This is a genomic window from Paraburkholderia piptadeniae (genome assembly GCF_900007165.1).
Lineage (GTDB): Bacteria > Pseudomonadota > Gammaproteobacteria > Burkholderiales > Burkholderiaceae > Paraburkholderia > Paraburkholderia piptadeniae.
The window spans coordinates 1-19,238 of sequence record NZ_CYGY02000164.1; the positions used below are offsets into that span (position 1 = coordinate 1).

Here is a 19,238-nt window from a genome sequence, read left to right on the forward strand (position 1 = left end):
GGAAGGTCTGCAGCGGGTGTATCGAATCCCGGAGCGCCGGGTCTGCCGCAAGTTGCTCGCGCAGGGCGATGGAGGCTTGCAACTCTGGCTGTCCGCGGATGTCCTTCACGTGCGGGGAAGCACGCAGCTCGTGTGCAGCATCCTCGAAGACGCCTGAGAGCTCGCGCGCCCGGTTGAAGAGGCGGTCGCGCTTATATATGTCAAAGGTAGCAATTGCCGCCGCGACAGCGGCCGGGTGCGCCGTATACGTGTAGCCGTGAAAAAATTCAATGGCGTTTTCCGCCCCCGCGTTGACAACCGCGTCGTGCACCAGGCGACTAGCCGCCACCGCTCCCAATGGAACCGCCGCATTGTTGATAGCCTTGGCCATCGTGAGGATGTCCGGCGTTACACCAAAGTACTCGCTCGCCGTCGGCGCGCCGAGTCGGCCGAAGCCGGTGATGACCTCGTCGAAAATCAGCAGGATGCCGTGTTTCGTGCACAGTTCACGCAGCCGCTCGAGGTACCCCTTCGGTGGCACAAGCACGCCCGTCGAACCTGCGAGCGGCTCCACGATAACCGCCGCAATGGTCGATGCGTCGTGCAACGCCACGAGGCGTTCGAGTTCGTCCGCGAGGTGGGCGCCCCACGTTGGCTGGCCGCGCGTGAACGCAGCTTCCGCGATGTTCAGTGTATGCGGCAGATGGTCGACGTGCGGCATCAGGTTGCCCGAGAACGTCTTCCGGTTCGCAAGAATACCGCCAACAGAAATGCCACCAAAGCCTACACCGTGATAGCCGCGCTCCCGGCCGATGAAACGCGTACGCTGGCCTTCGCCGCGTGCCCGATGATAGGCCAGTGCAATCTTCAGGGCCGTATCGACCGATTCCGAACCTGAATTCGTGAAGAAGATGCGGTCGAGACCTGCGGGCATGAACTCCGCTACTTTCGTCGCTGCCTCGAATGCGAGCGGATGGCCCATCTGGAACGTCGGCGCGTAATCCATCGTCGCGAGTTGCTGGGCGACCGCCTCCGTAATTTCCGAGCGACCGTGTCCGGCATTCACACACCACAGACCTGCAGTTGCATCCAATACGGGGCGGTCATCGACCGTCGTGTAGTACATGCCCTTGGCCGACTTGAAAAGACGCGGCGCCGCCTTGAATTGACGGTTCGCCGTGAACGGCATCCAGAAGTTCGAGAGGTCAGGTATGTTAGAAGTGCTCATGTGTGTCTCCGTGAAGATGGCACCTACTCTACCTACGTCGCGCGATACAATCACTGGACAGCACAAATCAAACGACCAAACCGTGTTGATTCTTTCCCTCAGACTGTATTGAAATGTTCAAGCTGAACCTCTCGCGAGTGCGAAAAAGCGAAGGCACTCTGGTTGACCAGATTGTCGCGTCAATCGAACAGGAATTAAGTCACGGCACCTATCCCGCTGGCACAAAACTGCCCTCGGTACGTAATTTCGCGAAGACACATGCCCTTAGTACGTACACGGTTTCGGAAGCGTATCAACGGCTCGTTTCGCTTGGCCTGGTTGTTGCCCGAGCCGGCGCTGGATATCGCGTGGCAACGCCTGAGGCCCACACCCCAGATGCGTCCGCGTGGAGTATGCCGAGTTTGAACGCATCATGGCTGCTATCAGATGTTTTTGCAGACCACTCCGTGCCAATCAAGGCGGGGTGTGGCTGGATTCCGAATGACTGGGTAAACGAGAGCGGCATTCAGCACGCATTGCGCGTCGTGAGTCGCGTTCCGGGCCCACGAATCGGGGGGTATGGTCATCCATACGGCCTTGCTGCGCTGCGCGAGTTCATCGCGAGCGGCTTGCGCCGATACTCGCTGCCTGTTGGCAGCTCGGACATTCTGCTCACGCAAGGCGTTACACAGGCACTCGACCTCGTCGTCCGAACTCTGTTGCAACCGGGCGACACCGTGATTGTGGAGGACCCGTGCTACTGCAATCTCCTCCAGATTCTCAAGGTAACCTTCGTCAATGTCGTGAGCGTCCCGCGCACACCTGATGGCATCGACATCGCGCAACTGGAAGAGATCGTCCGTGAACACCGCCCTAAGGGCATGTTTATCAACACCGTGCTACAGAACCCGTCAGGTGCCTCGCTTTCTGTTTCTTCTGCATTTCGACTGCTTCAAATTGCAGATAGAGAAGGGCTTTGGGTTGTGGAAGATGATATCTCGAGGGAGTTGGCACCTGCAGGAGCGCCGTGCCTCGCTGCAATGGAAGGGTTGAAGAATGTCATCTATCTCTCAGGCTTCTCAAAGACCATCACGCCTGCAGTGCGCGTTGGTTATATTGCGGCATGCCGAGACCTCATTTCACGATTCGCGTTGACCAAGATGGCAGTTGGACTTACCTCATCGGAAGTCACAGAACGCGCGGTGGCAAATGTGCTGATCGATGGGCATTATGACCGCCATATCGCGCATATCCGCGAACGGCTCTTTAATGCTCACACGCGCGTAGCCGAATCGATGACCAATTCTGGTCTGGAGATTTTCCACATGCCAAAGGCTGGTCTGTTCCTATGGGCAAAGTTACCGATTCATCCAGAAGACAGCATGGCAGTGACGAATGAAGCGCTTGCCAAGGGAATCTGGCTCGCACCGGGATCGTATTTCCGCCCGGGAGAACCGGCGTCAGCGTGGTTTCGCTTTAACGCCGCAACTTCGGACGTCCCGGAACTGTGGACATTCATGAAAAACTATCTACGCTGAACTCCCTCCGTGCAAGCGCATCACAGCGCGGACCGAACACCCTTCGATTGGTAATTGCCTGGTTTTCGCTGCGCGGCGCCCCTCGGTTCCGGTGCCATCTAATGCGAATTTCGGCCAGCCCTCTATAAGGGCAATTGGCTCAGTGCGTCATCGAGGTGAATGCACCGGGCGATGCCAAACGTCCGCGCTTCCTCCAATTCCTTGCCACTGCTCCCCAGGGCGATGACGCGATGGGGAGCAGTCTCTAGCGTATGCAGCGCAATGGCATAACGATCAGTGAATTCCCGCGACGAAAGAATCGCGGAAAAGTACGTCACTCCGTCCTGTCCAAGCGCGGAGCCAATGGCACTATTTAAATACTCGGCGCTTAGATTGCTCATCAATAGCAGCGGATATCCGTCATCCCTGATGCGTTGAAGCAACTGTTTAAGCGCCGTGCGCTGTTCGCGACCCGCTTCAGTATCCGGGCTATCGTCCATTGCCGACCAGACGTCATCCATATTTGCGAGAATTGCGTCAATTGCCATTGCGGGTTTCCGTGACGGGCTGAGTTTTCTTGCATTATTCAGGTTCCGGATGCGATCCAGGTTGAGCTATTGCGCCTCGCTAAGCTGATGAAGAATCGTGGGGTTCTCAAGCGTCGACACATCCTGCGTGATCGCCTCGCCCTTGGCGAGCGAGCGGAGCAGACGGCGCATGATCTTGCCCGAGCGCGTTTTCGGCAGGTTCTCGCCGAAGCGGATGTCCCTGGGCTTGGCGATCGGCCCGATCTCCTTGCCCACCCACGCGCGCAGATCGTTGGCGAGCTTCACGGCCTCGTCGCCCTGCGGACGCGTGGCCTTGAGCACCACGAACGCCACCACGGCTTCGCCGGTGGTGTCGTCGGGGCGGCCCACCACGGCGGCTTCGGCCACGAGCGGGTTCGCCACCAGCGCCGACTCGATCTCCATCGTGCCGAGGCGGTGGCCCGAGACGTTCAGCACGTCGTCGATCCGGCCCATGATCGTGAAGTAGCCCGTGTCCTTATCGCGCACGCTGCCGTCGCCGGCCAGATACAGCTTGCCGCCCAGTTCCTCGGGGAAGTAGCCCGACTTGTAGCGCTCCGGGTTGCCCCATACGTTGCGGATCATCGCGGGCCACGGACGCTTCACGACGAGAATGCCGCCCTGCCCGTTCGGCACGTCCTGGCCGGTTTCGTCGACGACCGCGGCCATGATGCCCGGCAGCGGCAGCGTGCACGATCCCGGCACGAGCGGCGTCGCGCCCGGCAGCGGCGTGATCATGTGGCCGCCGGTTTCGGTCTGCCACCAGGTGTCGACGATCGGGCAGCGCTTGCCGCCCACGTTTTCGTAGTACCACATCCACGCTTCGGGATTGATCGGCTCGCCGACCGTGCCGAGAATGCGCAGCGAAGAAAGGTCATAGCTCTTCGGGTGCACCTTCGCGTCGGCTTCGGACATCTTGATGAGCGAGCGGATCGCCGTCGGCGCGGTGTAGAACACCGTGACCTTGTGTTTGGCGATCATGTCCCAGAAGCGGCCGGCGTTCGGGTACGTGGGCACGCCTTCGAACACGACCTGGGTCGCGCCGATCGTGAGCGGGCCATAGGCGATATAGCTGTGGCCCGTGATCCAGCCGATGTCGGCCGTGCACCAGAACACGTCCGAGGGCTTGTGATCGAAGGTCCACTTCATGGTTTGCGCGGCCCACAAGAGGTAGCCGCCCGTGCTGTGCTGCACGCCCTTCGGCTTGCCCGTCGAGCCCGACGTGTACAGGACGAAGAGCGGGTGTTCCGCGCCCACCGGCACCGGCGCGCACGTATCGCTCTCGGCCGCCGAAAATTCGTGCATCCACTGGTCGCGGCCTTCGTGCCATGCGACCTTGCCGCCCGTGCGCTGGTAGACGATCACGCTGTGCACCGCTTCGCAGCCGCCCATGGCGAGCGCTTCGTCGGCGATGCTCTTCAGCGGCAGCGCCTTGCCGCCGCGCATCTGTTCGTCGGCGGTGATGAGCGCGACCGCGCCCACGTCCACCATGCGCTCGTTGAGCGACTTCGACGAGAAGCCGCCGAACACCACCGAGTGCGTCGCGCCAATGCGCGCGCAGGCCTGCATGGCGACCACGCCTTCGACCGACATCGGCATGTAGATGACCACGCGATCGCCCTTCTTCACGCCGCGCTTCGTGAGCGCATTGGCGAAGCGCGCCACGCGCGAGAGCAGATCCTTGTAGGTGACGTTCGTGACGGTGCCGTCGTCGGCTTCGAAGATGATCGCGACGCACTCGCCATTGCCCGCTTCGACGTGGCGGTCGAGGCTGTTGTACGAGGCATTGAGCTCGCCTTCTTCGAACCACGTGTAGAACGGCGCCTTCGATTCGTCGAGCACCTTCGTGAAGGGCTTTTGCCAGCTCAGGGTTTCGCGCGCGAGGCGCGCCCAGAAGCCTTCGTAATCGCGTTCGGCTTCGGCGCACAGCGCCTTGTAGGCGTCCATGCCGGACACGTTGGCCTGCGATGTGACCTCCGTGGCAGCCGGAAATATACGGCGTTCCTGCAAGAAAGATTCAATTGTTGACATTGGTTCCTCCAAAGCGCCTGGGAAGGCCCGATTGCCTGTCGGCTTGTCTTTCCCGCCTCGAGTGCAATAGTCGACGCGAACTGGCTGAAGCACGTCAACCTGGTCCGCGACTTCAAAAAGATCCTTGCACGCTCACTACCCGATAGCTCTGAAACCAGCGAAGCCCGCGCGTTTCCCGCATTTCACAACATCATCGATTGCGTCACAGGGGGCGTCCGGCCTCCCCGAATCCCCAACGCGCAATCGAACGGCCAGACCGCCACTAATCCCGAAGGCTTGCGCTCGCATGCAGGATTCGTACTGGCATTCATCTCCGGCTCCCGTGCGAGGCGCTGATGCTCGCACTCGCCAGGCCAGGAGGATCGCTAACGCCGCCTTGGGAGCGGCAGCCCCGGTCCGCTGATCGTCACGCACTTCAACATATCGGAGTCAAGCATTCTCTTGTTTCGTCAAGCCAACACTCTGCCCGCCGTGCGGACGCGTATCTGAAGCCTGACGCCGATGCGGCCTTCGACATCACCAACGTAAAACATTATAATGATTTCTCTGATTTGCCAAAATCAAATTTTTTGGAGTGCATCGGACCCTTTGCGCTCACCTGGAGGATGGTATGACACTTGATATGGTCACCCGGCAATCCAACGAAGGAACGGCCGAATGGTTACAGCGCCTACAGACCCGTGGTGGATGGGTGTCTCCGATCTACGAGACGCTGAAGATCTCGGTCGTTCAAGCGCGCTCTGGATCCGTTCTGTTATCGATGCCGGCATCGTCGGTTGCAGGTAATCCCACCGGAAAGCTGCATGGCGGCGCGCTCGCCACGATACTCGATTGCGCCATGGCGCTGGCTGTGGACTCGGCTCTTGGCGCCACGCAAGTATCTGCGACCGCCGAAATGTCGGTTCGCTTCCTGGGAGCTCAGGAGGCTAACGGCTCGACCGTATTGGCCAGCGGCTCGGTGACCCAGTTGCGGCGCCGCCTCGCTTTCGCTGCCGCCGAGGTGGTCGACGAGTCTGGACGGCTGCTTGCAAGCGCGGCCGGCACGTTTGTCGTGAACGAAGTAAAGCTCACACCGACGCCAAACTGATCAGGTTGGTCGCACCATCCGCTTCGCGAGGGCCGGGAAATCTCTTTCCGTCCGCCGGGGATTCCCCATCGCGGCAGCGGCAAGCGTCCTGTTGAGCGGCACGTTCGTTTGATTGCATAGATTACAATTGGTGTCATTCGAGCGTTTCCTTCTCGCGCCGGCGTCGCGGCGATTATCGCGCGCGCCCCTAACGGCCGGTTCGGATACGTTGTTCCTGTGTCAAGGCGGCACAAGCTGCGGCCAGACCATTCGGGTCCGAGAGTCACCACATGTCAAAGATGATTAGACGAACTACAACACGCTCCTCGGCAAGCCTGGCCCAGTCGGCCTCACGCTCGGCAACCACGGAGCAGTCCCGCGTCGTCCTGCCCAAAAGTATTACTGCAAGATCGGGGCGGACTGCGATGCGACAGGCGCGTTACATCGCAGAGGACATCAGGGCAATGATTATCCGCGATAATCTGAGTCCAGGCGATCGGCTGCCGAGCGAGAAAGACCTGATGGCGACTTACGGCTCGGCAAGAGCCACGGTACGGGAAGCGCTCGCGATTCTGGAAAGTCACGGCCTCGTCGAAGTTACGCCCGGGAAAAACGGCGGCGTCAGTCTTGCGGATATACCCACGGACACCGTATTACAGGGACTGCAAACTTATCTCTATTTCCGCAATCTCACATGGCAACACATTTACGATGCCCGGGAAAGTATCGAACCTGAAATTGCGCGTTCGTCGTGCGAATCTGTGACACCGGACGTCCTGCAGTCCCTCGAGAATACGGTCGAACTCTGCCGTGCGGGACTCAGGGGTGAACTCGACCGACGCGGACATAAGAACGCGGAAATAGATTTCCACGAAATCATAGCCAGAAATTGTCCCAATCCGTTGCTTCGATTCGTCGGCTTGTTCCTGTGCAGGGCGGAAAGGGAGATGATTGAAGACCTGCTCACGTTCGACGACGAGGATTCGTCGCTGAAGGTGATCAGGGAACACGAGGAATTGATTGAAATGTTCCGCCGTGGGGATGTTGAGCATGTGCATTCGTTGATGCATCGCCATCTTCTTGGAATGGCGGAGTCCATCGAAAGCAGGCGTGAAAGGCGTAACGGCGGAGCACATGATGAACCGCCCGTAAAGCGGCAGAAAGCCAAGGCAACCCGTTGAGAAGCAGCCAACCCTGTTGCACAGGCGCTGCGGGACCTTACGGTGCTTGGTCGGTTGGCGAGCGCTATCGCTTACCGACCTTGTTGACCTTGTAGCGGCTCCGGTCCAGTTTGTGGAGGATTCGCGCATGGCCTCGGCCAGCCGGGCCGGGGCCATGTCGTTGCGCACCTTGCGATCGTAGACGCTCAAAAACTTACGTGACCTCTGCCCTTGAGCTCCAGTCGCGCTCGAACCTGGTCCGGGGTAGCTACTTCCTTACCGAGTTCTTCGATGATGCGTCGAATCTTGGACACTTGCTCAGCACTACTTTGCGCAAGTTTGCCGCGGCCTATTGTCAGGCTGTCCTCTAACCCTACACGAACATTGCCCCCGAGTAGCACGCCCATCGTTCCAAGCGGTATCTGGTGCCGACCGCCGGCAAGTACCGAGAATTCGTAGTCTCGCCCAAGAAGTCGATCCGCAGTTTGCTTCATATGGAGCAGTTGTTCCGGTGCAGCATCAATTCCGCCGAGAATGCCGAGCACAAACTGCAGGAAGATCGGACCGGTTAGCAGCCCGCGGGACCGGTAATGCGCGACAGTTTGAATATGCCCGACGTCATAACATTCAAGCTCAAAGCGAGCTCCTCGCTGAGTGCCAATGACGGACAGGATCTCCTCAATATCAGCGAATGTGTTCTTGAATATTGTCTGTCGTGACGCTTCAAGGAACGGCTTTTCCCAATCGAATTGCCACTCGTTGCGACGCTCGGCCAGCGGGAACATGCCAAAATTCATTGACCCCATGTTCAACGAGCACATCTCCGGATTAAGCTGGAGCGGTGCGGCGAGGCGTTCATCGATCGACATGGACGAACTGCCTCCAGTCGTCACGTTGATGACAGCGTCGGTGGCTGACGCTATTTGCTCGACGACACTGCGGAAAAGATCGGGGCTCGATGACGGCTGACCATTCAGGGGATCCCTGACATGAAGATGGATGATGGCCGCGCCAGCTTCCGCAGCCTGAATAGCATGCGCAGCAATGTCCTCGACCTTGTATGGCAGATATGGTGAAAGTGACGGTGTATGGATAGATCCCGTGACTGCAGCGGTGATGATGGTAGGTCCCGTATGCATTGGCTTGTCTGACATGCTTGCCTCTAATAGCGAAAAGACGATTAGTCGAGCGACTGTTCCGCAGCAACGCAGTGGATCCTTTGTGGGCAATGCCACGAATTGGAACCAGGCCTCAGCAGCAGCTACCGGCATTTGAGCCGGAAGCCTGTGGTGGAATGAGGTCGTGCGGCCATCCCCGGATGGATGCGGTCGCCCGCTGAAACTTCCGGGACTATGCGTCGCGCCGCGTCATGCGCATCGCGTAGTTCTTCATGATCTTTGCAACGTCGTTGCAGTACCTGTTGTGTGAAAGGCTGCCGCACCAGGTTATCGACCCCACCGAAAAGACGGATCCTCCCCAACCTGTCTCGTACCAGATCATCTCGGCCTTGATCAACGACGCAAGTGGGCCGTGATCGAGCGACTCGTCATGCGCAGTGAGTGCGTCGAGCGCGGCACCGAATGCCGATGAATGCCCTTCGGATGTCGCGAGGAGAGTGTATTGCTCTGGCGAACCCGCAATGGTTGAAGTCGAGTCGAGTTCAAACCCTGCTGCACCGCCCCCCGAGAGTCCGTAATCCCCGATGATTCCCGAAGGAACGCCATCAAGCAGCCAGCCTCCAGGCTGTTCACGCGCGTGATCGTGAACGCGATAGTACGAGCCTTCGAAAGGCCCCTGCGCCGAGAATCCAATACCAACCAGCCGCTGCGGAGGTCGGCCGCTGTCACGCCAAAGGCCTCCCAGTCGACCATCGAATGCGTTATGGAGTTCGCCCGGCAAACTGGTCCAGTTCCGGATCCCGTTGTTGCCACGGCGTAGCTCAAGCGCGCCGGGAAACAGTTCGGATAGGGCAATTTTCCAGTAGAACCCGTTGCCCCCAAGATAGGCAAGATTGCCTCCCTGCTTCAGGTATCCCTCGATGGCGTCGAGTGTGCGTTCAGTGTGGTACTCAGGATGGGTGCCTGTGAGGACCGCGCGATAAGGTTCGAGCATAGCCTGACCGTGACGCTCGAGGTCGTCGTCCGTCACGATGTCAAACCCGATACCCTCGTGTTCGAGCCAGTCCAGCAGATAGTGATCTGCAATGTAGTGGCGACAGCCTGATCCGCGTGGTTCATTGAATGTCACGAAACCAGGGCGCATCGTCAGCATTGGCCGCAGACGGGTAGAAAAGGCGACGCCGCTGCCGTCAGCGTGCAGGTTGTAGGTTGATAACCCAACTTCCGGATGATCGTCCGGATTATGTGGATATGCTTGCCACGCAGTCACCTTGGCGCGGAAATCTTCATCAAAGTTACCGCGCGCAAAGTTTGCGTAAGCCTGATAGGTGTACGTCGGTATGACGATCGCGAGTTCGTGGCCCGGCCGTCCGGGACGTGCGCTCACCCAGAACGGTAGCCAGTCGCGATCAACTCCCCGGTCGTCTGCAAGTGCCATCGCGTAAGAACCGGAAGGAAGGTCGTCAGGAACAGTGAAGGTAAAGGACGTTTCCCAATTGACGTCGTGAATATCTTCTTGATGAAAATGAATCGCCGCATACTCATCCGGCGCAGCACGCCAACTGAACTCGCGGCCGGTCCAATTCGAGGAGCGAACTGCGCGCGTAGGAAGATTAACGATTCGGCCGTGACGGGCACCCGGACCGCAGTCAAATACGTCTCCCGTATCAATTCCAAGCGCGAAATCCCATGCTGCGATCACGCTCGAACCAGCGTGGATTCGCGGTGCTTCGATACGCCCATTGAAATGGAGCGTTGGCGCATCGGCGGAGAGAGCCGCGATTGCAACGGCAGGCGCGGGAGCGCTCCAACCACCGGTAGGCACGGTTGCATCTGCTTCCGAGCCGATGTAGCGCGAATCAATCGGCGTAAAAGACAGCTTCAGCTTTCGCGTCCTGGCGTCGAAACAGAGGGAAATACCCGACCATCGGGCTCCGACCGGGCAATTCGCGCGCAGATTCACAGTTGAACCACTGTCGTTGGACCAAGTTGCAGTGGCCCCCTCGCCATCGATACCAATCTGCCATCCTTGTGCCTTGTTCGAGTCCCACTGCGACATAATGCACTGTGAGCCGTTCTTTGCTAACGTCGGCAACACCCGGACAGAAATTGACCAGTCATTGTCAGGGTTAGGCCACGGTACGCCAGGTACATGAATCCAGGAACCTCGATGAATCAACTGCTCGACCGATGGTGCGTTGGTCGAATAGATGTGGCCCAGGTCAACCATACGCAAGCCAGGCCCCGCAGGATTGACGTCTGCATGGATCACTCGAACAAGTCGCGCCGTGAAGGGAGACTCCAGGCGGCTGGATACCTTGAAGGCGATGGATTCGCCGGATACGGCCGAGAGTCGATCGCTGTAACCGACCAGGTCCATGGTAGTTTTCAACATTGCGGCAACTCCTTTGATTCAAACGCGCAAGGCAGACTGCCAATAAACGCGCCAGAAAACTCCGTCATCCATTGATTAACGATTCGCTTGACGATAAAGGTTTTACGGTCACACGAAACCTGCATTTCCTACAAGTATTCCCTATTCCGAATCGCGGCGGAGATGCTTCAGAGGCCACTTTATCGGAAGCAGCGTCAGGAAATGTCCCATAAAGCGCTGACTGCGGCGTGTGGATAGACAATTCGTCACACGACCTGCACCGGTCGACCTTGGCGCGAGGAACGCCAGCCATTTTTTCTCGGCTTTCTTGAATGCACCGATCAGCAAAAATGATATCGATAGGTATATCAGCGCAGCGATCGTGAAGCTCGAGAACGTCATGTACGTCGCCGAGTTCATGTCTCGCACGACCTTCATGAGCTCCGGCACCGTTGCGGTGAAAGCAAGCGTCGTGGCATGCAACATCAGGATGATCTCGTTGCTGTACATCGGCAATGCGCGGCGAAGCATAGCCGGGATTATCACGACACGGTAGATCGCGCCTGATGACATTCCAAAGGCTCTTGCGGCCTCTATCTCCCCACGAGGAATGGCCCGCATTGCGCCTGCGAATATTTCCGTAGTGTAGGCTGAGGTACTCAGTGAAAATGCCAAAACTGTGCAGTTCATACCACTTCTGAAGAAAGCACTCAGCATGTCGCTTGCCTTCACAAATTCGAGGCCATATATTCCAGTGTAGATCAACAGCAACTGCACATAGAGTGGCGTCCCGCGGATCGCGAATGTGTATGCCTTTACCGTCCCGGAAACATATCGATTGGACGAATTTCGCGCAATGGAAAGGGGCACCGCAAGTACGAAACCAAACGCGACTGAAAGAACAAGCAACCATAGCGTCACTACCAGTCCGCTAAAGTGATCACCGTCGAAGACAAGTAGAGGTAACCAATACTGTCGAAGTAAGTCAATCATCGTGAGACGCCTCGAGCATGTCTGGAGTAGTGGCGCTGCAGCCGGTCAAGCGCGACTGTAGAAATCGCAGCCAGGACCAGATAGACACCGGCTGCAACCAGCATGAAGAAGAAACTGTTGAAGGTACTGCGTCCGGCATTCTGCGCAGCCTTGACAAGGTCTGATAGCCCGATAATCGATACCAGCGCCGTTGCCTTCACGATAACCTGCCAGTTGTTACTGATTCCAGGTAAAGCGTGCAACATAAGTTGCGGAAAGACGATCCGTTTAAATGCAGTCCAATAGGTCATCCCATATGCCATCGCTGCCTCAATCTGCCCCCGGCTGATTGACAGATAGGCCCCTCGAAAAGTCTCGACGAAATATGCTCCGTACACCAGACCAATTGTCACGGAGCCCGCCCAGAACGGACTGATGTCAACCTGCGCTGCCCCGAAGCGGTCGGTCACCACGTTCAACGCGATTTGAATGCTGTAAAACGTCAGCAACATCAGTACAAGATCGGGGACCCCCCGGATGATCGTGGTGTAGCAGGTGGACAGGAAGAAGCTTAGCCGGTTTCCGGACAGCTTGGCCGTCGCGCCGAGGAGCCCCACGAGAAACGCCACGACAAGCGATAGCAGTGACAGTCTCAGCGTCTCCAGGGCGCCATAAAATATTTCTGTGCCATAACCGCTTAGCATGCCCTGCTCCTTCTGATCCAGGAATCGCGTTGTGATCGACGTAGGTTCATTTGAGACTGCCCGAGAGGAAGCGCTGGAGTCGCGGACTTTGGGGGCGAACGAAGATCTCTTCGGGAGCGCCCTCCTCTTCTACTCGCCCTTGTTCAAGGAACATGACACGGCTTGACACTGACCTGGCAAATTCCATTTCATGTGTCACCAGGACCATCGTTCTCCCCTCTTCCGCTAGTCCCTGCATGACCCTGAGAACCCCGCCAACGAGTTCGGGATCGAGCGCCGACGTCGGTTCATCAAAGAGGAGGACGTCTGGTTCCATGGCAAGGGCACGCGCGATTGCAACCCGTTGTTGCTGCCCCCCGGACAAGTGCGATGGATACGCGTCGCAATGGGTCCGCGGCATGCCGACTTTCTCGAGATAGCGGAGCGCGCGGTCGCGCGCTTCCGAACGGCTGACCTTTGCGACACGATGCGGAGCCTCCGTCACGTTTTCCAGCACCGTCATATGCGCCCAGAGATTGAAATGCTGAAAGACCATTCCGAGTCGAGCTCTCAATCGTTGCAGCTGCTTTTTGTCTCTGACGATGAGATCACCGCGGGCGTTGGGGAAAGTTTGGATCTCCTCGTCGTGCAACTTGATGGTGCCTCCGCTGGGGCTCTCCAGGAAATTGATGCAACGGAGGAACGTGCTTTTGCCCGACCCAGAAGAGCCGATCAGGCTGATCACGTCTCCCGCGCGCGCCTCCATGGACACACCTTTGAGTACGGAATGCTCGCCAAAATTTTTCGTGATGTCGCGTATGCTTAGTGTGTTCATAAAATACTCATCCTGTGTCTCAGCAGGAAGTCTGCGTCCAGGCAGGCAGTGCTCCGCCTCAGCACCCTCGCCTGTTGAGCGATGGATACTGACGCGGCCCGGCCTCTCGCAGATCATAAGGTTGGCACTATGGCCCATCTCCTGCTGCAGCGGCGCAAGCGGAGTGTGCCAGCATCGCCGGCGACTATGCGTCGTCAACTGCCGCTGCTTCGATGATCATCTGGAGCAAGACGTTGGCCCCTGCCTCCAGGTCCTTTGGAGATGCGTTCTCGATTTCGTTATGACTGATCCCGCCCTCGCAGGGAACGAAGATCATCGCGGTAGGTGCTACGCTGGCCAGATAAACCGCATCGTGTCCGGCACCACTAAGCAGATCCATCGACGGATAACCAAGATCTGCGCTTTTCCGCCTGACCGAATCCACCAGGAAGCTGTCGAAGGGCTGAGGAGCAAAATGAACGACCTGTTCGACTTCGACGGGCAATTCACATTCCGAGCATAGCTTTCGGAACTGCGTGTCCAGTAAGTCAAGGAGCTCGGCAGAATCGGCACGAAGGTCGACAGTCATTGCCACCTGGCCTGGAATGACGTTCCTTGAATTCGGGAACACAGACATACAGCCGACAGTTCCCCGCGCGTTCGTGGAAGACCCGGTTGCGATCTGATTGACCCCTTTGACGAGGTCAGCCGCGACAAGCAAGGCATCCCGACGCAAATTCATTGGAGTTGGACCGGCGTGAGCTTCCTGTCCTTGAACCTTGACGTTGTACCATCGCTGACCCAGCGCTCCGGTGACGACACCGACCGTACAGGCCGCCGTTTCGAGAACCGGACCCTGCTCGATATGGGCCTCGAAATATGCTTTTGGCGAGTACGATGGCTCAACGCAACCTTGATAGCCAATAGACTTCAGTGCATCCTCGACTGATATCTGGTCCGAGTCTTCGCGAGAAAGCGCGTACTCGAGTGAAAAGGCCCCGCTTGCCACGCCGGATCCCATCATCACTGGAACAAACCGGGATCCCTCTTCACTCGTCCATACGACGACTTCCACTGGCGCAATGGTCCTTAGTCCGTGGTCGTTAAGTGTTCGCAGCACTTCAAGACCTGCAAGAACGCCATAATTTCCGTCGAACTTCCCGCCAGTCGGTTGCGTGTCGATGTGACTTCCCGTCATTACCGGGGACAGTTCGGGGTTCGTCCCAGGGCGGCGAGCTACGATGTTTCCGATTTTGTCGATTCGTACAGTACAACCAAGTTCGGTTGCCCAACGGACAATCAGATCCCGGGCTTCCTTGTCCAGTTGTGTCAGGGCGAGTCGACAAACTCCGCCCTTCTCCGTTGCGCCGATCTTCGCAAGGTCCATCAGACTGCGCCAAAGTCGGTGACCGTCAATTCTCAGATCAGACAGCGTCAGGATACTGTCGCTCACGTTGCACCTCTATCGCTATACATTTTCGATGCCTTCCGGTGTTTCCCGCTCTATTCAGCAGATGGAATTCTTTCTCAGTACGGGTAGTTAATTCGAGATGTCGAAGTCAACGTACTTGTGAGTGATGGTCGTGTACGTTCCATCGGACCGGATCTTTTGCAGCGCGTCGTTGATGGACTGCCTGAGACTGGGGTCGTCCTTGCGAAGGCCCATGGCGGTATAGTCAGCGATGCCATTCACCGCGATAGGTCCTCCGGCAAACTTGAACCCGCGACCCCGCTCGGTCTTGAGAAAGCCCACACCAGCCTGGATCTGCTCCACCAGAACGCCATCCAAACGGCCATTTACAAGGTCTGCGAGCGCCTGGTCCTGGTTGGCATACGGGACGACCGTCACGCCCGAATTAGCCCACTGCGCTTTTGCGATGGTCTCCTCTACGGAGCCCTGCAAGACACCGACGCTCTTGCCCCGCAGGCTCTCAGCGATGGGTTGCAACGTGCTCGCCTTGGACACCAGGAGCCGGCTATGCGCGCTGTACAGCTTGTCGCTAAAGTCGATTTCCTTTTTTCGCTGCTCGGTTGCCATCATCCCCGAGAGAATCACATCGATTTTTCTCGCTTTCAGGCTGGGAATCAGACCGTCGAAATCTCCTTCGACCCATTCACATTTCGCGTGCAACTGGGCACATACCGCGTTCCCCAGATCAATATCGATACCGACGAGCTTACCGTCAGGCGACTTGGATTCGAAGGGCGGATAGTCGGGGGATGTGCCGAACCGAATCGTCGCGATGTCCTTGGAGTATGAAAGCGACGGCAGGACAATGAAAGTAATGACGACAGCCAGCAAAACGTGAAGCTTTTTCATGATGTTCTCCGATTTTGTTTAATACAGTCAGGGGTTGATGCGCGTGATTTCCAGTTTCGCGGGTCGTGTACAGACCTCACCTTCCGAGCTCAGAAAGAGCCTCACGGGACGACCTCGCAAACTTTTCGACGATCTCAGCAAGTTCGCTATCCGTAGCAATATAGGGCGGCGCAAGTATGACCGTGTCACCCAATACTCCGTCGACATTGCCGCCAGACGGGTAGCAGATTAGTCCGTTCGCGAGCGACCTCTGCCTAACCTTGAGATAGAGTTGCTTTTCAGCGGCAAACGGTGTCTTGCGCTCCCGGTCCTCCACAAATTCAACGCCCCAGAAAAAGCCGCGGCCGCGGATATCGCCGACAGCTCCGATGTCCGCCAACTCTGCTCTGAGCATCTCGCCGAACCGCTGCCCGGCGGTCTGGACGCGTTCGATCAGACGATCCCGCTTGATAATCTTCTGGACAGCGACGCCAGCGGCGCACGCGGCCGTATGGCCAGTGAAGGTGTGCCCCGTCATCGGGCCACCGTATGCGCCGTTGATAACGTCTGCGACCTTCTTCGTATAGACGGTCGCCCCCAGTGGAATATAGCCTCCACCCAGTCCCTTCGCGATCGGCATGATGTCGGGGACCACGTCATCGAATTCCAACGCTCGCCAAGTTCCGCATCGGCCGGAGCCACACATCACCTCGTCTGCGATCATCAACACCCCATGGCGGTCGCAGACTTCCCTGACGGCCTTGGCATAGCCCTTCGGCGCAGGAACAACGCCACCTGCAGCGCCGACCACGGGCTCAAATACGAACGCTGCAACGTTGTCGGCTCCAATGCGCAGGATTTCCTGTTCCAGTTCGTCGGCGCAGGCCCTGCCCAGTTCATCCGCAGGCACGTCATTGAGGGGCCGGTACTCGTTGGCCGGACTGATCAACGACGCGGAAATGAGAGCGCCCTCGAAGGGTGCCCTGCGTTCGAGAAAGCCGGATATGGAAAGGGCGCCAAGAGTGTTCCCGTGCCATGACCGCTGGCGCGAGATAAAGCGTCGACGGCTCGAGCTGCCAAGCGCGCTGTGATACTGCAAGGCGAGCTTCAATGCCGACTCGACCGCCTCCGACCCACCGGATACAAAGACCATCGACGTGAAGTCCGGTCCACACGCCTCCCGGACAAGCTCGGAAAGCTCTTCCAGGGGGTCGCTGGTGAACAGATACCGGTAGCCATGGGCGATCTGTCTGAGTTGTGCAGCAACGGCCTCGTTGACCTCTTCATTACCATGTCCAAGACTGTAGACGGCCGGTCCAGACGAGCCATCGATGTATTGCTTCCCGGTCGTGTCGAAGACATATACGCCTCGACCATACTGCACCTTCGGCAACTTCGGAGCGGCAATCGTCGTACCGCCCTTAAATTCGACTTTGCTCATTTCGCCCCCTCGACAAGATTCCGGCGAAGCGGCATCGTCAGACAATGCGCGGCGCCGCCCTCAATGACGAATTGCTCGAGGTCAGGATCGAACACATGAAAACCCTGTGCCCGCAACGCGGCGTTGACACGAGGATTTTGTTTTGAGGAAAGCACCCGATCGTCGCCAAGGGCGACGGCGTTGGCACCCATGTTCATCACCTCGCGGTAGCCGACGTCAACCAGTTCATACCGTTCTCGCAGCCACGCGACGTCGTCCGGGTCGAGAATATCTGTGGCGCACAGCGCTACCTTGTCGTTGACAACACTGAACAGAACGTCGAGGTGCAGGAAGTACGCAGGAACCTTGACAAAGCGTGTTTGCCAGCCCGCCTCTGCAAACCATGCGGCAACCTGCTGGGCCGCCGCATACGTCGTCCGCACCTCGTTCACGCCGATGAGTACTTGACCCGGCGACAGGATCTGGACATCCCCACCTTCGAGACTTCCAGCAGTCACCTTTTTCCACACCGGAATATCAGACGAGGCGCAGAAATCGACGATCGGCCCCCACTCCCCCTGTCGCTCGGGTCTAGCCATCTGGCACAGAAGCAAGCCAAAGGGTGTCATCACGCTGCTGTCTCGCGTATAGGTTTGATAAAACAAGTGCGGGTCCTGCTCAAGAAGACGGCAGGTGACACCAGCTTCGGCAAGCGCGGATCGCAACTCTCGATGCTGGTTCATCGCGGCGGCAACATCCGCGGTCTTCCCCGCGTCCAGCGCACCAATAACCATAGTGTTTGAGCGCGCCCAATCGTAGTACATCGCATCGCACACGAGCACCTCCGTGAGGCGGCCATACTCGCTATCGAGGAATGCGTGTGCGTCTACGCCTTCTGCCACCTTTCCCGACGAGACTTGATTCATGAAAAGTTTGTCCATTGTTTCGTTAAACCAACATTTACCCGGACCGCGGATGCATCACGGCTTCGTCCTGACGACGCCGCGGCCTGAGACCTCCAATATTAATGATTATAATGATTAGCGCCAGAAGACCTTGATAGTATTTTCCCTACCCCTCACGCTCATGAGCTGCACCTTCGGTTGCAAGCAGGAGACTGTGTCCGGTGCTTCAGAGGCAGGCGGGGTTCGGCCAGGTGGTGCGGTGATTGACCGATTTAAGCAAGAACAGCCAAGTGGTGGCTCACGATTACCGTCAGTCCGGTCACTGCTGCCAACGGGTTGTCGCCGCGAATCCGAAGCCTCTAGGTGACCTAGCCGGACACGGCCGTACGCCTCGGCATCAACCTCACAAACCAGTGAATTTCGTTGCTCAGGCCGATACAGAGCTCTACGGCGCTGGAAACTGGACTGACGGCGTACGAGCTGAAGGATCAGGATGTCTGCGCGGTTTTGCTCTGACGTCCGCCCCGTTAAGCACCAGCACTTCCAGAAGCCCGGGGACAATCGCGGTAGGCGGCGGCTATGCACCTCCAAGGCGGTCGTAGCCGCACGCATCGTTGTGCTCGCACGACAAAGGGTACTGTCGCAATAAGGAAGCTGAGCGGCAAGAGCGCCGAAATATAGAGGACTGCTTATGCAAAGAGCGAGTAGAATTGCTGGACGGGAGAGAGTGCCCTATCGCCATCGTTCATCTGAGCTTTGCGAATCATATGCATTGTTTTGATTCCACCCAGTATGATGCGTGCGCAACGAAAATTCTTGAATCCCATCATTGGGCGGGTTCGACGCTTGATGGCCCGGTGATCCTGTTCGACAATGTTATTCAGATACTTTTTCTGGCGGACCCTGATGGGCACATCCCGCCTGGCGTTGATCGCTTGCAAGGCAGCCAGATTCGATCCGCTCCCCCCTGATTCGAATGTAGGTCTCGTCCATCCTCCAGCTCCTGCCGACCGTCCGTTTGCACCGTCGAAACGCCTTCTCCAGGACCGGCAACAGTTTGAGTGCCCAACGATGAACCGTCGAATGATCGACCGCAATCCCGCGCTCGGCCATCATCTGTTCGAGAT

The 19,238-nt window shown here is 57.8% G+C and carries 14 protein-coding genes and 2 pseudogenes; 3 read left to right on the plus strand and 13 right to left on the minus strand.

What is annotated here, in order from left to right; all coding sequences use genetic code 11:
• A partial coding sequence (gene aptA, locus BN2476_RS43740) for an omega-aminotransferase AptA (protein WP_143811234.1) occupies positions 1–1,207 on the minus strand: 1,207 nt, incomplete at its 3' end.
• Between the two features lie 113 nt (positions 1,208–1,320).
• Here aptA and BN2476_RS43745 point away from each other — a divergent pair.
• A complete protein-coding gene (locus tag BN2476_RS43745) occupies positions 1,321–2,724 on the plus strand; it encodes an aminotransferase-like domain-containing protein (protein WP_087740322.1) in 1,404 nt (467 codons plus the stop codon).
• Positions 2,725–2,846: 122 nt separating this feature from the next.
• Here the strand turns inward: BN2476_RS43745 and BN2476_RS43750 are convergent, their stop codons facing one another.
• Together BN2476_RS43750 and acs are read right to left on the minus strand one after the other, a co-directional pair.
• Positions 2,847–3,251, minus strand: coding sequence for an HAD family hydrolase (locus tag BN2476_RS43750; protein WP_087740323.1), 405 nt, complete (start codon positions 3,249–3,251; stop codon positions 2,847–2,849).
• 66 nt (positions 3,252–3,317) lie between these two features.
• Positions 3,318–5,300, minus strand: coding sequence for an acetate--CoA ligase (gene acs / locus BN2476_RS43755; protein WP_087740324.1), 1,983 nt, complete (start codon positions 5,298–5,300; stop codon positions 3,318–3,320).
• Positions 5,301–5,910: 610 nt separating this feature from the next.
• On the opposite strand from acs, the gene BN2476_RS43760 reads away from it, so the two are divergent.
• Positions 5,911–6,387 (plus strand): PaaI family thioesterase, encoded by a 477-nt coding sequence (locus BN2476_RS43760; protein WP_143811232.1) that lies wholly within the window; start codon positions 5,911–5,913, stop codon positions 6,385–6,387.
• A gap of 404 nt (positions 6,388–6,791) precedes the next feature.
• A complete protein-coding gene (locus tag BN2476_RS43765) occupies positions 6,792–7,547 on the plus strand; it encodes a FadR/GntR family transcriptional regulator (RefSeq protein WP_227746898.1) in 756 nt (251 codons plus the stop codon).
• A gap of 185 nt (positions 7,548–7,732) precedes the next feature.
• On the opposite strand, the gene kce is transcribed toward BN2476_RS43765, so the two are convergent.
• The 10 genes and pseudogenes from kce to BN2476_RS43820 form a co-directional block, all read right to left on the minus strand.
• A complete protein-coding gene (gene kce / locus BN2476_RS43770) occupies positions 7,733–8,680 on the minus strand; it encodes a 3,5-dioxohexanoate:acetyl-CoA acetone transferase (protein ID WP_227746888.1) in 948 nt (315 codons plus the stop codon).
• A gap of 196 nt (positions 8,681–8,876) precedes the next feature.
• Positions 8,877–11,039, minus strand: a complete 2,163-nt coding sequence (locus tag BN2476_RS46280) for a N,N-dimethylformamidase beta subunit family domain-containing protein (protein WP_143811233.1) — start codon at positions 11,037–11,039, stop codon at positions 8,877–8,879.
• A gap of 267 nt (positions 11,040–11,306) precedes the next feature.
• Positions 11,307–12,011, minus strand: a pseudogene (hisM, locus tag BN2476_RS43785) (histidine ABC transporter permease HisM); the annotation flags it as partial.
• Complete coding sequence (locus BN2476_RS43790) at positions 12,008–12,694, minus strand: ABC transporter permease (protein WP_087740330.1); 687 nt, start codon at positions 12,692–12,694, stop codon at positions 12,008–12,010. The pseudogene hisM and the gene BN2476_RS43790, both read right to left, overlap by 4 nt.
• 46 nt (positions 12,695–12,740) lie before the next feature.
• On the minus strand, positions 12,741–13,508 hold the full coding sequence (locus BN2476_RS43795) for an ABC transporter ATP-binding protein (protein ID WP_087740335.1): 768 nt from the start codon (positions 13,506–13,508) through the stop codon (positions 12,741–12,743).
• 184 nt (positions 13,509–13,692) lie between these two features.
• A complete protein-coding gene (locus BN2476_RS43800; protein ID WP_235851247.1) occupies positions 13,693–14,940 on the minus strand; it encodes a Zn-dependent hydrolase in 1,248 nt (415 codons plus the stop codon).
• Positions 14,941–15,027: 87 nt separating this feature from the next.
• Positions 15,028–15,807 carry a transporter substrate-binding domain-containing protein gene (locus tag BN2476_RS43805; RefSeq protein WP_087740331.1) on the minus strand — a complete coding sequence of 260 codons (780 nt, stop codon included), beginning with the start codon at positions 15,805–15,807 and terminating at the stop codon, positions 15,028–15,030.
• Between the two features lie 76 nt (positions 15,808–15,883).
• Entirely contained in the window at positions 15,884–17,227 is a 1,344-nt protein-coding gene (locus BN2476_RS43810) for an aspartate aminotransferase family protein (protein WP_087740332.1), read from the minus strand.
• Positions 17,224–18,132: a dimethylarginine dimethylaminohydrolase family protein gene (locus BN2476_RS43815; RefSeq protein WP_160111885.1), complete on the minus strand. Its 909-nt coding sequence runs from the start codon at positions 18,130–18,132 to the stop codon at positions 17,224–17,226. The genes BN2476_RS43810 and BN2476_RS43815 overlap by 4 nt, the downstream gene beginning before the upstream one ends.
• A gap of 668 nt (positions 18,133–18,800) precedes the next feature.
• Positions 18,801–19,238, minus strand: a pseudogene (locus BN2476_RS43820) (IS6 family transposase); the annotation flags it as partial.

Excerpts from the sequence above, each read along its gene's own strand:
- BN2476_RS43790 (WP_087740330.1), bottom strand. The coding sequence starts at position 12,694 with ATGCTAAGCGGTTATGGCACAGAAATATTTTATGGCGCCCTGGAGACG.
- BN2476_RS43815 (WP_160111885.1), bottom strand. The coding sequence starts at position 18,132 with ATGAATCAAGTCTCGTCGGGAAAGGTGGCAGAAGGCGTAGACGCACAC.
- BN2476_RS46280 (WP_143811233.1), bottom strand. The coding sequence starts at position 11,039 with ATGTTGAAAACTACCATGGACCTGGTCGGTTACAGCGATCGACTCTCG.
- BN2476_RS43795 (WP_087740335.1), bottom strand. The coding sequence starts at position 13,508 with ATGAACACACTAAGCATACGCGACATCACGAAAAATTTTGGCGAGCAT.
- BN2476_RS43745 (WP_087740322.1), top strand. The coding sequence starts at position 1,321 with ATGTTCAAGCTGAACCTCTCGCGAGTGCGAAAAAGCGAAGGCACTCTG.
- BN2476_RS43760 (WP_143811232.1), top strand. The coding sequence starts at position 5,911 with ATGACACTTGATATGGTCACCCGGCAATCCAACGAAGGAACGGCCGAA.
- kce (WP_227746888.1), bottom strand. The coding sequence starts at position 8,680 with ATGTCAGACAAGCCAATGCATACGGGACCTACCATCATCACCGCTGCA.
- BN2476_RS43750 (WP_087740323.1), bottom strand. The coding sequence starts at position 3,251 with ATGGCAATTGACGCAATTCTCGCAAATATGGATGACGTCTGGTCGGCA.
- BN2476_RS43810 (WP_087740332.1), bottom strand. The coding sequence starts at position 17,227 with ATGAGCAAAGTCGAATTTAAGGGCGGTACGACGATTGCCGCTCCGAAG.
- BN2476_RS43765 (WP_227746898.1), top strand. The coding sequence starts at position 6,792 with ATGCGACAGGCGCGTTACATCGCAGAGGACATCAGGGCAATGATTATC.
- acs (WP_087740324.1), bottom strand. The coding sequence starts at position 5,300 with ATGTCAACAATTGAATCTTTCTTGCAGGAACGCCGTATATTTCCGGCT.
- BN2476_RS43805 (WP_087740331.1), bottom strand. The coding sequence starts at position 15,807 with ATGAAAAAGCTTCACGTTTTGCTGGCTGTCGTCATTACTTTCATTGTC.